This is a genomic window from Mesorhizobium sp. WSM4806, assembly GCF_055811635.1.
The window spans coordinates 74454-87520 of sequence record NZ_JBVVQZ010000025.1; the positions used below are offsets into that span (position 1 = coordinate 74454).

Consider the following 13067-nt stretch of genomic DNA (forward strand, 5'->3'; position numbering starts at 1 on the left):
AAATCATCCGATCCGGGGAGCGGCTGTCGTGCTGATGATCGCGTATGGGAGGAGGCGGAACTGAAGGACGTCGGTGATCAAGCTCTGATGCGCGGGTTGGCTACCGCATTCCCGATTGTGCGTCCGGGGCTGTTCCTATCTTACTGCGGGCGTCGGTCAATTTGCCGGCCACAAAGCGTCTGACGGGCATTCCCCTGCCGTGGTCCCGCCTCCGCCCATGCGCGAGGTGTACACTGCCGCGGCGAGCGATCAGGTGGAGCGTGCCTCCCTGGCGACGGCCCACATGAAGCCGACTAGTTCGCGGGCGATCGCCGTGCAGACCACCGTCGTTCGCTTGCCTCGCCCGACCAGCTTTCGATAGCGGGTCGTCAGGCGGGCTTGAGCCTTCCATGCGATCTCACCGACTTTCGGCGGCGCCTGCTCCAGCCGGTACAGCTTCGCTTTGCCGATCCGGGGAGGGTGTCGATACGTCCAGGCGCTCTCGACCAGCATGTGGCGAACGCGGCCATTGCCTGCCTTGGTGATGCCGCCACGCCTGATTGTCTCTCCAGTCGATCGCTCGCCGGGAACGAGGCCGAGATACCCCATGAGTTGGCGAGGGCTCTCAAAACGGCTTACGTCGCCGATCTCGGTAGCGAACGTTACGGCGACGATCAGATCGACCCCACGCAATGTCTGGAGCGCTCGCACGATCGGCGCCAGCGACCAGTTCGGGATGAACTCTTCGATCACGCGCTCAAGCCGTTCCACACGCTCTTTCGAGACGCGCACCGCTTCGACCATCTCCTGGAGTGCGATCTGATGTGCAGGATAATCGAACCGCTGCTCCTGCAACCAACGCAGCTAGCGCATGGTCCAGTTCTTCCTGCGTGGATAGGCACGACCATGCTTGAGCATGAAAGCGCCCACCTGCTGGCGATGGACCCGCAGCCTCTCGACCGCGGCGGCCCGGGCGCGAACGAGATCGTGCATGGCTTCGTGGTCTTCATCGGGGACCCACACCGCGGTCAGCTCGCCGGCGCGCAGCAGCCTTGCCAATGAAAGAGCATCCCGGCGGTTCGTCTTCACCCGATCGCCAGGTTTCCTTGGAATCAGCGATGGCGCGACTACGGTGCATTCATGGCCAAGGGAACGGATCAGTCGGTAGAGGCCATAGCCGGTTGGGCCCGCCTCGTAGCAGAGGTGGATCCGATCGAACTTGGCGGCGATCCGTTGGATAACGCGGCGCATGCTCGTATCCGATGCATCGACCTCGCCGAAGAAGCGAACCTCTCCCTCCCGGCCGGCTTCCGCAATCGCGACGGCATTCCTCTGCTTCGCAACATCGATTCCGACAAATGCTTCCCTATAATCTGCCACGGCTCGTCCTCCTGTGATGAGGATCGGCTCGGCCCGCCCGAGCAACCCTCGGACGCGCAGTGTAGGGCGAGCCACCTCACCGGCAGAAGCGGACATACGGTCTTACGCTTGAACAGCCTCGTCAGCCAATCTCCAGCATAACTACCTGTCACGCGGCCAGGGTGCCTCCGTAGCTAACGTCTACGTCAGCGTTGAAGAAGTACCCTGCACCACGGCATGTCTTGACTAGGCGAGGATTGGCCGCATCAGCCTCCAGCTTTCGGCGCAAGCGCATGATTAGGACATCGATACTTCGATCGTACACCTCTTCTCCACGCACACGGCTCGCGAGCAAAAGCCGTTCTCTGGATAGCACGTTGCGGGGGTTCTCCAGAAATGCGATCAAGAGATTGAACTCACATGCGGTAAGCTTGACCTCGCCACGCTCCGTACAGATCAGTCGCCGCTGCTTGACGCTGAGCTTCCAGGCCCCAAAGCGAAATGAGCGCTGATCTTTGGTTCGCGGACTGGAAATGCGCTCGCGTAACGCTACTCGAATGCGGGCCAAGAATTCGCGCATCCCGAAAGGCTTGGGAATGAAATCGGTTGCGCCGAGCTCCAGTGCAACCACTTTTTCCGCCTCATCAAGCCGGTCGCCGCTGATCACTATGATAGGAACATCCGATCTTGTCGCCAGATTGCGGACAATCGCAAGTCCATCCTCCCGGCCTAGGTTAAGGTCAACAACCACGAGATCGACTGGCTCATGTGAAAGAACATAGTCAAACTGCTTGCTATCGTGGACTGCGGTTACCTTCAGGGCATGCATCGTGAGATACCCGGCGATGAGGCGCCGCATTGCGGCATCATCGTCAATGACAAGAACATGTTTCAACGGCACACCTTCAATCTTGAATCCCCTTGTCTAAACCTGTTTCTGAGCAACCCTGGGGCACCGACGCAGAACAGCTGCCCCTTGATATCACTCGCCGTTGCCTGCGGCCAATGTGAGGCCGTGCTCGTCCTGGTCTTTTCATCCGTGGCGAATTGACCGCACCCAGGCAGCCCGTGGCCACCAGACAGGTCCAAGCGCCGAGATGACCCTGCCGTGTGGTCCTTCGCTTTTTCGCTTCGAGCTCCCCCGTTGGTGCAGGCCTGCCAATACCATTCGAGTTCGACCTCATGGATGCCAAGTTTCCTGCTATGCCCTTGCATCCTTGTCATCCTGGAGTTTGCGGACCTGGATCATCTCGACATCCTCCGGCTCGTGGATCCAGCTCGGACATGGTTGAGCAGCGCGGCGTTTGGTTGATCGGAAAGGCGGTCGGCGGAAGAAGACCGTGATTCGCTGCAGCGGCCTTGTGCCAAATAGTATGTCTCCTGCCAAGCCGGCTTCGTCCAAGGTGGCCGGCGGCCCAAATGCTGTTTCGGGCGACCGGCAGGTCGCCGATTGCGGTGAACGTCCGGGCTAACATTTCTCAGTTACTGCAACTCCTCCATCTGGAGGGTGTCACTATGCTTGTCCATTGCGCCGTCGGACTCCGTTAATGGCGTGCGGTTTTCTGCCGATGGGACTGTGCATGATCCACCCGTTGGCGGCGCGACCGATCAGCTGAACCAGGCTCGCACCAGGTGGGCTGCGCCGCCACGTATTCCCAGTTGACCCTCGCCCCCGCGGATTTGCCCCTTCGAGCCAGCTTCGCGGACGAGCTCGCGGTCTCAAACAATGATCTGAGTGTGCAGGGCCGCGCATGGCTGTCTCTTAAAGCACCGGCAGCATATCGGCAAAGTTGGGCTGCTTTAGCGCCTTCGTCGATTCCCCACGGTGATCCCGAGCCTGAACAAACCCGCCAAGCTTCCCATTTTGTCCTTGGCTTAGCGCTGACAAAAGGTCCCATCACCATCCATGACGCCGAAGTCGCGGGCCACGGTCCAGGAGCAACGGACGGCCGGGACGAGCAATCCCGCACAGGAGTCATCGTACCAAGATGCTCCAGATGTCGCTGGCTGATCGGGCCGGCGCCACCCCACGCATGCGCAAGCTGCTCCACCCACGCTGACACCAACACGGTCTTTGCTTCAGTTGAAACCGAAAAGCTGAAATTGAACATCACAGAGTAACAAACCTCCCCGATAAGCGCGTGCCGGACAGGGGCAGAACTCGTGCGGCGGCTTGGAAAGGTAGGTAATAGGGAATGTTTATTGCAGCTTGGCCCCTGGCCATCGTCCTGTTGACATCCATGTCACTCCCAGCCGAGCCCGCGCCACTTTCTCCCCGTGAGTTCCACAGCCTGTCGCGCAAATGCGCTCCATGGGTTGCGCCGTCCACCCTCGCCGCGATTGCCAAGATTGAAAGTGGCTTTGAAACGCTGGTGGCTCATGACAACACCACAGGTGAGCAGCTTCGCTGGATAGATCACCTGGAAGCCACGCGGGGCATCAAGCACCGCCTCGAAGCACAACATTCTGTCGATGTTGGATTGATGCAGATAAACAGCAACAACTTTCCCATGCTCAATCTCACGCCGGAAAAAGCTTTCGAGCCCTGCGCCTCGCTTTCGGCTGCCGCCCACTTACTTGAAAGCCGGTATGCCGGCGGCACGACTGCTGTGGCACAGCAACTGGCGCTTCGCCGTGCCATCTCGGCCTATAACACGGGCGACGTCACGCGTGGCTTCACCAACGGTTATGTACGCAAGGTCGAGTCGGCCGCAAAGGACATGTCAAGTCTCCTTGAGCGAACGCTGGAGCCGACCGCTCAAGATGTGCCAGGCCTTGAGGCAGCCGGTCCGAAAACCGTGCCCCCTCTGCTCGAACAGAGCCAACAGACTAATGAAAAGCAGCCCGCACAAGATTCGTGGGACGTTTGGGGCTCCTATCAGCGAAACCGCTCCGGGGCCGATCCCTCCGGTCCGACAGGCAGCCAGGCTGCGGACGAGCGGGAACCCTCGAACCCGAACAAACTCGTATTCGATTGAAACATGGAGATACAATGATGAAGCCACTCAAAATACTTCGTGCACTTAAAACGCGTGTTCCTTCGCCTTTTTCCATGCTGCGCATGGCGGCTGAATATGTACCGGCCGCTGCTGCGGGCGTCGCGTGGACGGTCTTCTCCAGCGGGCCGGCCGCGGCCCAGGTGACCGGAGGGACGGATCCTGCCAAGATGGTCCAGAATATCTGCGCCTTCATACTTGGTCCCTTCGGACAATCACTGGCCGTGCTCGGACTCGTGGCCATCGGCATCTCCTGGATGTTCGGTCGTGCTTCACTTGGCCTGGTTGCGGGTGTTGTTGGAGGAATTGTCATCATGTTTGGCGCCAGCTTCCTGGGCAAGGCGCTCATAGGCGGTGGCTGATGAGCGACCGGTTGGAAGTGAGCACCCTCTATGTGGCGGCGACACGCCCCGCACTGTTTCTGGGGGTGCCGCTGACACTGGCCGGAGCGCTCATGATGCTGGCGGGGCTCATCATCATTATCCTTAAGAACCCGCTTTATGAAGTCGTGCTCGTGCCACTCTGGTTCGGAGCACGGCTGATTGTTGAGCGTGACTATAACGCCGCAAGCGTCGCGTTCCTCTATTTGCAAACGGCCGGCAGAAGCGTGGACGGGCCGGTCTGGGGCGGCGCGAGCGTCAGCGCCAATCCGATCAGAGTGCCGAAACGCGGAAGAGGAATGGTGTAATGTTTGGCGCCAGTGGCCGGACCGAGAGATCTGGCGAGATCTACCTTCCGTATGTCGGTCATCTAAGCGATCAGGTTGTCCTTTTGGAAGACGGATCGATCATGGCCATGGCACATGTGAACGGGCTGCCGTTTGATTTGGAAGACGCTGAGATGCGCAACTCGCGCTGCCGCGCGTTCAACACTCTCTTGCGCAACATCGCAGATGACAATGTCTCGATATACGCTCACCTTGTGCGACACAATGATGTGCCGGCGCCAGCGCCGCGCCAGTTTCAAAGTGCATTCGCCGGCAGTCTGAGCGAGGCCTACGAGCGCCGTGTGCTGTCGGGAAAGCTCTTTCGCAACGATCACTTCCTCACTGTCGTCGTGTTCCCCCGCAGCGCAATCGGCAAGATCGGCTTGCGGCTTTTCAAGTCCCCCAGCCGGAATGACAATGATCTAGCCGCCCAAATTCGAAGCCTGGAAGACCTCTGGCAGATCATTGCTGGCTCACTGGGCGGTTACGGTCTGCGCCGGTTGGGTATTCGTGAGAAAGGCAACGTGCTCTTCACCGAAATCGGTGAGGCGCTTCGGCTGATAATGACGTGCCGGTTTCTTCCGGTTCCGATGGTTACCGGCTCACTCGGCGCCTCGATCTACACTGACCAGGTCATCTGCGGGAAGCGGGCGCTTGAGATTCGAAGACCTGGGGATAGCTCCGTGGGATCATTGTTTTCATTCCGTGAATATCCGGCGACGACGCGGCCAGGCATGCTAAATCCCTTGCTGTCGGCCAACTTCCCGCTTGTGCTCAGCCAGAGCTTTTCCTTCCTCACACGGCCACAAGCTCATGCGAAGCTTAGCCTTAAGTCCAGCCAGATGACGAGCGCCGGCGACAAGGCTCTCACCCAGATCAATGAACTTGCCGAGGCAGAGGACGCACTGGCAAGCAACGAGTTCGTCATGGGTTCGCATCATCTGAGCCTGTGCGTCCATGCCGAGAGCCTCAACAGCCTTGCAGATCGCGCAGCCAATGCGCGCGCAAGGCTGGCCGATGCGGGCGCCGTTATCGTCCAGGAGGGTATCGGCATGGAGGCCGCATACTGGTCCCAACTTCCGGGCAACAACAGGTGGCGCACACGCCCCGGGGCGATCACCTCGCACAATTTTGCCGGGCTTGTGTCATTTGAAAACTTCCCAAGCGGTTCCACTTCCGGCCACTGGGGCAAAGCGGTTGCGCGCTTTCGCACGAACGGTGGAACTTCATTCGACTACATCCCCCATGAGAATGACGTCGGCATGACGGCGATATTCGGACCCGTCGGCAAAGGCAAGACGACGCTGATGACGTTTATCCTCGCGATGCTTGAGCAAAGCGTGGTCGATCGCGATGGTGCCATCGTATTTTTCGATAAGGACCGGGGTGGTGAACTGCTGGTTCGAGCCACGGGAGGGACATATCTGGCGTTGCGCAGAGGCACTCCGAGCGGCTTGGCCCCCCTGCGTGGACTGGACAACACCTCCGCCTCGTTGGATTTTCTGCGCGAATGGTTGATGGCCCTGATCGAGAGTGACGGCCGTGGTCCGATCTCGCCGGAGGAAAGCCGTCGATTGGAACGTGGCATTGTTCGTCAACTTTCGTTCGACCCCGTCATGCGCTCACTTGCGGGCCTACGCGAATTTCTGCTGCACAGCCCCTCCGAGGGCGCAGGAGCACGGCTGCAGCGGTGGTGTAGAGGGAATGCGCTTGGATGGGCGTTTGACGGCGATGTGGACGAAGTAAGGCTGGATGCCTCCATTACAGGCTTCGACATGACGCAGCTCCTGGAATTTGAGGAGGTCTGTGCGCCGGCCGCCGCATATCTTCTGCATCGCGTGGGCGCTGTTGTCGATGGCCGTCGGTTTGTCATGAGCTGCGACGAATTTCGTTTCTATCTGCTCAACCCCCAGTTCTCGGCTGTTATCGACAAGTTCTTGCTCACCGTCCGCAAAAACAACGGGATGTTGATACTCGCAACGCAGCAGCCTGAACACGTGCTTGAATCGCCCCTCGGAGCTAGTCTCGTTGCACAATGCATGACGAAGATTTTCTACCCATCACCGACGGCGGACCGAGCGGCGTATGTCGATGGCTTGAAGTGCACTACGCAGGAGTTCGAGGCAATCCGCCACGGAATGGCAATTGGCAGCCGCAAGTTTTTGCTCAAGCGCGACAGCGGGAGTGTTGTTTGCGAATTCGATCTTGGGCAGATGCGCGAATATGTAGCCGTACTCTCGGGGCGGGCCAACACCGTGCGCTTTGCCGACCAGCTTCGTGACCAGTACGGAGATGCCCCAAGTGGGTGGCTCGACAAGTTCATGGCTCGTTACCACGAAATTCAAGACTGACGGAGGAATATTCATGAGATTTGCCAAGCTTGCAGCAACAACGCTTGCTGCTTCCTTTCTGCTTAGCACACAGGCCCGGTCGCAATTTGTCGTCAGCGACCCGGTAACAGAAACACAAGTGACCTTAACAGCGATTTCCAATGCGGCGATCCTTGAGAGGTCAATCACGACGCTCGCTACCACGATCGAAATGGTGGATATGCTAAAGTCGTCATTCGGTGTCACGGGACTGCTGGGCACACTGAACCAAGGAAATCACTACCCGTCGAGCAATACGCTGGAGGGGCAGATGTTTGATGCTCGGGCGCCAGTTTCGACCATGGCGCGTAACATTGCGCAGGACCCAACTCGGAGAGTCACCGGCACCGATGCAGAAGCGAAACTGTTAGAGGGGCAAATCGCTGGTGCCGCCAATGCCGCAGCTCTTGCAGCCGACACTCTGGGCGTAATGGACAAGCGCCTTAAGGCTAACGACAACACGCTTGGTCAGCTTTCCAGCTCGAGAAATATTGTGCAGGCCACCGTGACCAACGGTCTGGTCCTCAAGCAGATTCATGATGCGATTATCCAAAATGCCCAGGCCACGAGTCTGCTGACGATGGCCACTGCACAAGGCAGCCTTCACGCCGCGGAGGAGGCCGCCACGCAGCGTCGCGAACGCCAGGACACCGCCAAGATGTTTAGCATCCTCCCGTAAACCACGCAGAGTTCATTCGGCTCAGCTGCGCTGATCAGGGACAAATCAGGCTCACGCCATGAATTTCAAAATTCCCGCGCCATTCACGGCTATACACACGATCTTTCATGAGGCCTTTACGTTAGGGCTGCACGAAGTGCTTGAAAAGATCCAAGAGGCGGTCAGTGCGCCTCTGGTTGCGTGTGTCACGCTTTGGATAATAATCCAAGGCTGTCTGGTCATGCGTGGTCAAGTCGATGCGCGCGGGGGTATCTCGCGCGTAATCATGGTATCGATTGTCGTTGCTCTTATCTTAGGGCAGGCCAACTACCAGCAGTACATTGAAGCGGTCTTCGACGACACGATCCCGAGGTTGGCTCACCACATCAGTGGCAGCGACTTGCCCTTCATGGCGATCCCCCAGAAGCTCGACTTCATGTTTGCTTCAAGTCAGTATGTCTTTCAGGTGATTGCTTCCGAAATTGGGCCTATGAACGGCCAGGACATACTTGCTTTCCAGGGAGCGCAATGGATTTTCTACGGCGCGCTGTGGACAGCGTTCGAGATCTACGATGCCGTTGGAATCCTGACGAAGGTGCTCTTGGCGATCGGCCCCCTGGTCCTTGTAGGCTACCTTTTTGATCACACTCGAGACATAGCCACCAGATGGATCGGCCAACTGCTCTCGTACGGGCTGCTGCTTCTCCTCCTCAATATCGTTGCAACGATAGTTATCGCTGCCGAAGCAGCCTCGCTGGTATTCATGCTGGGGGTGATCAAATTCTCGGGCACGACAGCAGCCAAGATCATCGGGCTTTACGAGCTCGACATGCTTTTCCTGGCTGGTGACGCTCTGATCGTCGCGCTTCCGACGATCGCCAGCAGCATCGCCGGCGGCTCTTGGGCAGGTGCGAACCAACCTCTTAACAACCTCAATCGCCACTTTGCCAAAACGGCGGGTGGTTAACCAATCGACAAGCGCGGTGCCAAAAATGAAACTTTATCTACTTTTGTCAATCCTCGCTTTGGCGGCCTGCAAGACAACCGATCGGCTTGCGACCTGCACGGGTGCGCCATTCCAACTGAACGTGGGACAATGGGAAACCACCCCTGAGGATCTTCAGGTCGAATGTGCGGAAGAGCCCAAGTGAAATTTCCTGAACATGCCCTTCTGGTGGAGAGAGAAACGCTAGCCGCCCACTACAAGAAGGTGGAAGCGTTTCAAACTTCACGAGCGAAGTCTGCGCGGCGCCTGTCAAAGGCCCTGATAGCCTTTGCCGCAGCGGCGGTCCTAGGAAATGTTGCCCAGGCATTTACCATCGCTGCCATGGTCCCGTTGGCCAAGCTCGTACCTGTGTTCCTCTGGGTACGGCCGGATGGGACCGTTGACAGCGAAGTGTCAATCTCTCGACTGCCGGCAACCCAAGATCGAGCCGTCATAAATGCTTCGCTGTGGGAATATGTACGCCTGCGCGAGGGCTACACAGCAGATACAGCCCAATATGCCTATGACCTCGTGTCCAGTTTCAGCGCACCGGCTGTGCAACAGCAATATCAAGATTTCTTCAACTATCCGAATCCCACCTCGCCGCAAGTCACGGTCGGCAAGCGCGGCAAGCTCGAGGTCGGGCATATTTCCTCAAACGACATCAGTCCGGACGTTCAACAGATCCGATACAAGCGTACGCTTGTTGTCGATGGGCAGATGCCGATAGTGACCACCTGGACAGCTACCATCCGCTACGAGCGCTTGACGGGTCTGCCTGGCCAATCGAGACTCACCAATCCGGGAGGTCTACTCGTCACGTCCTATCAAGCCTCGGAAGATAGCGTATCGAACCTGGGCTATGCGCAGCCATGACAAAAAGAGCATTTCTCGCGCTGGCCTGTTCACTTTTCCTAACCATGGAAGCGTGCGCGGAAGACACGCCACTTGCCGGCAAGCATGATGCGCGAATGCGCTACCTGGCTTACCGTCCCGACGAAGTGGTGCGCCTATCGACCGCAGTGGGGGCAACGCTGGTTGTCACATTCGCGGCCAACGAGACCGTCGCAGCCGTGGCCGTTTCCAACAGCAAAGACCTGGCTGCGCTCCCGCGCGCCAACTATCTCTTTTTTAAGGCTAGCCGGATGCTCCCGCCGCAGCCGGTCATCGTGCTGGCCGAGAGTGAGTCCGGTACACGGAGATACGTCTTCAGTATTTCAACGAAAGCGATGCCAAAACTCGATGAGCAGCAACCTGACCTATATTACAGTGTGCAGTTCACCTATCCTGCTGATGAGGCTGCTGCTCAGAGAAAGGAAGCAGAAAGGCGCTCGATTCTTGGTCAGGCCCGGGCGAAAGTGCTGCAAGACGAGAGAGTTCAGGATCTGTTGAATCGGCCCGCCGCAACTGCCAGTCCGGACGAAAGCAATTTCCACTACGTCGCAAAGGGCGATCGATCGCTGGCGCCGCTGGAAGTTTTCGATAACGGCTTTACGACCGTATTTGGCTTCGCAAGCAATTCCCGCATACCCTCCCTCTACGTTATCAATCCCGACGGCAAAGAAGCCGCTGCCAATTACACGGTCAAAGGGGACTATGTTGAAGTATCCGCAGTCGCCCGGGAATGGCGTCTGAGAGATGGCAATACGGTCTTGTCCATTTTCAACAGGGCTTATGATCCTGTGGGACGAGCGCCAGTGACCGGTACAGTGACACCCGACGTGTGGCGCGTTTTGAAAGGCTCGGGCCGATGAATGAAACCGGCCCACAGTCGGGACATGATGTCCATGCATCCGGATCGATGGTCTCGGAGCCGGCCCGCCGGCATGTTTCGGGATTGCAGAAGTTGGCCGTCGCTGCTCTTGTTCTCGTCTCATCTCTATCGCTCATCTGGCTCGGAGGTCGTCCCGGCACACAAGACGATCCGTCTCAGCCAAAACCGCCAATTGTCGCCAACGCCGAGCCATTCCGCCCTGTGCCAATTGAGATTGCTCCCGAACCTCCAGCACCCGCACAGGCGGCCCAGGCGGCAGATGCTGCGCCATCCACGCCGCCCCCACCGGCGCCAGCTGATCCGCCGCCCGAGGAAACGCCAATTTTCGCCTACAGTAGCAGCAGTCAAATGCCCAATGACGGTCAGCGGAGCGAAGACAACCATAAGGATACTCCCGCGACCGCGGATGAGATTTCAAACGGTGGCGATCTGTCAGGCCGATTGAAGCCAGATATACAGGAGCCGAGCCGGGCCACACTTATGCCGCACCCTGATCTCGTGATTACTCAAGGAACGATCATTCCCTGCATTTTGCAAACGGCAGTCGACACAAATTTACCCGGCTATGTGAAGTGCGTCTTACCAAAAGACGTCCGCGGCGCCACCAACAATGTCGTGCTCTTGGATCGCGGGACGACCGTGATTGGCGAGATCCAGCGCGGTCTCCAGCAGGGGGATGCGCGTGTCTTCGTGCTGTGGACGCGCATCGAAACACCTGACCATGCCCTCGTTTCGATAGCATCGCCGGGCGCTGACGAGCTCGGCCGCTCCGGAATGCCTGGCACGGTGGACAATCACTTCTGGCAACGCTTTGGCGGAGCGATGCTCATGAGCGTCATCCAAGGCGCGTTTCAGGCGGCCGGTCAATACGCGGCCAGCTCTGGCGGAGGAAGCGGCATCAACAGCTTCCAGAGCAATGGTGGACAAGCCGTCGAGACGACACTGAGAGCGACGATCAACGTTCCGCCAACCCTGAAGAAAAACCAGGGAGATGCCGTATCCATCTTTGTGGCTCGGGACCTCGATTTCTCAGATGTATACGATCTTAGAGCGACTGCCGTGGCGCCAGCCCCCCAATATCGCAAACGCCGGAGAGACAACAATGCAATCGGAGGCTGATCCTCAATTGCGTTTGCTTCTCGAGCCCGTTCTGAAATGGCTTGAGGAGCCAAGGACCGAAGAGGTCGCTATCAACCGGCCTGGGGAAGCCTTTGTCCGACAGGCCGGCGTTTTCACGAAACATCCGCTGCCGCTGTCTTATGACGATCTGGAGGACATCGCGATCCTCGCTGGAGCGCTGCGCAAGCAAGATGTCGGACCGCAAAGCCCCCTCTGTGCGACTGAGCTGCCGAACGGAGAGCGGTTGCAGATCTGTTTGCCGCCCGCCGTTCCCTCAGGAACAATAAGCCTGACGATACGGCGTCCCTCAAGTCGTGTGACTGAACTCAAGGAAGTTTCTTCTCGCTACGAACACTCGCGTTGGAATCAATGGCGGTCACGAAAAGAGCGCCAGGAGCGGCAGGACGAAACGATTCTTCAGCACTACGACCATGGTGACTTGGAGCAATTTTTGCGGGCCTGCGTCTGCGGGCGGCTCACGATGCTGCTTTGCGGACCTACTGGAAGCGGCAAAACGACAATGAGCAAGACTTTGATCGATGCTATACCCCCCCAAGAGAGGTTGATCAGTATCGAGGACACGCTCGAGCTTGCAATCCCGCACGAGAATCATGTCCGGTTACTCTATCCGAAGGACCGATCAGGCTTAGGTGCGGTGACAGCCGAGCAACTGTTGCAGGCCAGCTTGCGCATGCGCCCTGATCGAATATTGCTCGGCGAGATGCGCGATGATGCTGCTTGGGCTTACCTTAGCGAAGTCGTCTCCGGCCATGCGGGATCAATATCAACCATCCACGGGGCTGATCCGGTCCAAGGCTTCAAGAAGCTCTTTTCACTCGTCAAGAGCAGCGCGCAAGGAGCCGCTGTGGAAGACCGCACGCTTCTTGACATGCTGTCGGCTGCCGTTGACGTCATTGTCCCGTTCAGTACCCAAGGCGAAGTGTATGAGGTGGGAGAAGTATGGCTCGCCGCTGATGCCCGGCGACGGGGAGAGACAGTAGCCGACCTTCTCAACAAGCACTAAGGTTGAAACAACGTCTCGGGATCGATAAGTCGGTGATGTGACGCGTCATTTTATTCTGCTTCGATGTCTTTTGAGAGGCCTTCCCGGATTGCTTGAGG

Annotated in this window: 12 protein-coding genes and 1 pseudogene; 11 read left to right on the forward strand and 2 right to left on the reverse strand. The window is 58.1% G+C overall.

The window, feature by feature from the left end; genetic code table 11:
• Positions 1-249 precede the first annotated feature (249 nt).
• Both AC0L2M_RS30250 and virG read right to left on the reverse strand, forming a co-directional pair.
• Positions 250-1359 (reverse strand): annotated as a pseudogene (locus AC0L2M_RS30250) (IS110 family RNA-guided transposase).
• 148 nt (positions 1360-1507) lie between these two features.
• Positions 1508-2233, reverse strand: coding sequence for a two-component system response regulator VirG (gene virG, locus AC0L2M_RS30255; protein ID WP_473532493.1), 726 nt, complete (start codon positions 2231-2233; stop codon positions 1508-1510).
• Between the two features lie 1300 nt (positions 2234-3533).
• Between virG and AC0L2M_RS30260 the strand changes: the two genes are divergently transcribed.
• From AC0L2M_RS30260 to virB11, 11 genes are all read left to right on the forward strand, one after another.
• Positions 3534-4316 carry a type IV secretion system lytic transglycosylase VirB1 gene (locus tag AC0L2M_RS30260; RefSeq protein ID WP_065006391.1) on the forward strand — a complete coding sequence of 261 codons (783 nt, stop codon included), beginning with the start codon at positions 3534-3536 and terminating at the stop codon, positions 4314-4316.
• A 74-nt stretch (positions 4317-4390) separates the two neighbouring features.
• A complete protein-coding gene (gene virB2 / locus AC0L2M_RS30265) occupies positions 4391-4696 on the forward strand; it encodes a pilin major subunit VirB2 (RefSeq protein WP_404927828.1) in 306 nt (101 codons plus the stop codon).
• A complete protein-coding gene (locus AC0L2M_RS30270) occupies positions 4696-5022 on the forward strand; it encodes a type IV secretion system protein VirB3 (RefSeq protein WP_065006389.1) in 327 nt (108 codons plus the stop codon). The genes virB2 and AC0L2M_RS30270 overlap by 1 nt, the downstream gene beginning before the upstream one ends.
• Positions 5022-7391, forward strand: coding sequence for a type IV secretion/conjugal transfer ATPase VirB4 (gene virB4 / locus AC0L2M_RS30275; RefSeq protein WP_473512899.1), 2370 nt, complete (start codon positions 5022-5024; stop codon positions 7389-7391). The genes AC0L2M_RS30270 and virB4 overlap by 1 nt, the downstream gene beginning before the upstream one ends.
• Before the next feature lie 13 nt (positions 7392-7404).
• Complete coding sequence (locus tag AC0L2M_RS30280) at positions 7405-8088, forward strand: TrbJ/VirB5 family protein (RefSeq protein ID WP_065010587.1); 684 nt, start codon at positions 7405-7407, stop codon at positions 8086-8088.
• Between the two features lie 58 nt (positions 8089-8146).
• Entirely contained in the window at positions 8147-9034 is an 888-nt protein-coding gene (locus AC0L2M_RS30285; RefSeq protein ID WP_065010588.1) for a type IV secretion system protein, read from the forward strand.
• Positions 9035-9059: 25 nt separating this feature from the next.
• A complete protein-coding gene (locus AC0L2M_RS30290) occupies positions 9060-9218 on the forward strand; it encodes a type IV secretion system lipoprotein VirB7 (RefSeq protein WP_082982598.1) in 159 nt (52 codons plus the stop codon).
• A complete protein-coding gene (locus AC0L2M_RS30295) occupies positions 9215-9928 on the forward strand; it encodes a type IV secretion system protein VirB8 (protein WP_065010589.1) in 714 nt (237 codons plus the stop codon). The genes AC0L2M_RS30290 and AC0L2M_RS30295 overlap by 4 nt, the downstream gene beginning before the upstream one ends.
• The gene (locus tag AC0L2M_RS30300; RefSeq protein ID WP_065010590.1) at positions 9925-10806 is read left to right on the forward strand and encodes a TrbG/VirB9 family P-type conjugative transfer protein; all 882 of its coding nucleotides are present in this window, start codon (positions 9925-9927) and stop codon (positions 10804-10806) included. Before AC0L2M_RS30295 ends, AC0L2M_RS30300 begins: the two co-directional genes overlap by 4 nt.
• Entirely contained in the window at positions 10803-11945 is a 1143-nt protein-coding gene (gene virB10, locus AC0L2M_RS30305) for a type IV secretion system protein VirB10 (protein WP_473536709.1), read from the forward strand. The genes AC0L2M_RS30300 and virB10 overlap by 4 nt, the downstream gene beginning before the upstream one ends.
• The gene (gene virB11 / locus AC0L2M_RS30310; protein WP_473536711.1) at positions 11929-12969 is read left to right on the forward strand and encodes a P-type DNA transfer ATPase VirB11; all 1041 of its coding nucleotides are present in this window, start codon (positions 11929-11931) and stop codon (positions 12967-12969) included. Before virB10 ends, virB11 begins: the two co-directional genes overlap by 17 nt.
• Positions 12970-13067 lie beyond the last annotated feature (98 nt).

Coding starts and splice junctions, on each gene's coding strand:
- AC0L2M_RS30260 (WP_065006391.1), top strand. CDS start 3,534: ATGTTTATTGCAGCTTGGCCCCTGGCCATCGTCCTGTTGACATCCATG.
- virB2 (WP_404927828.1), top strand. CDS start 4,391: ATGCTGCGCATGGCGGCTGAATATGTACCGGCCGCTGCTGCGGGCGTC.
- AC0L2M_RS30270 (WP_065006389.1), top strand. CDS start 4,696: ATGAGCGACCGGTTGGAAGTGAGCACCCTCTATGTGGCGGCGACACGC.
- virB4 (WP_473512899.1), top strand. CDS start 5,022: ATGTTTGGCGCCAGTGGCCGGACCGAGAGATCTGGCGAGATCTACCTT.
- AC0L2M_RS30280 (WP_065010587.1), top strand. CDS start 7,405: ATGAGATTTGCCAAGCTTGCAGCAACAACGCTTGCTGCTTCCTTTCTG.
- AC0L2M_RS30285 (WP_065010588.1), top strand. CDS start 8,147: ATGAATTTCAAAATTCCCGCGCCATTCACGGCTATACACACGATCTTT.
- AC0L2M_RS30290 (WP_082982598.1), top strand. CDS start 9,060: ATGAAACTTTATCTACTTTTGTCAATCCTCGCTTTGGCGGCCTGCAAG.
- AC0L2M_RS30300 (WP_065010590.1), top strand. CDS start 9,925: ATGACAAAAAGAGCATTTCTCGCGCTGGCCTGTTCACTTTTCCTAACC.
- virB10 (WP_473536709.1), top strand. CDS start 10,803: ATGAATGAAACCGGCCCACAGTCGGGACATGATGTCCATGCATCCGGA.
- virB11 (WP_473536711.1), top strand. CDS start 11,929: ATGCAATCGGAGGCTGATCCTCAATTGCGTTTGCTTCTCGAGCCCGTT.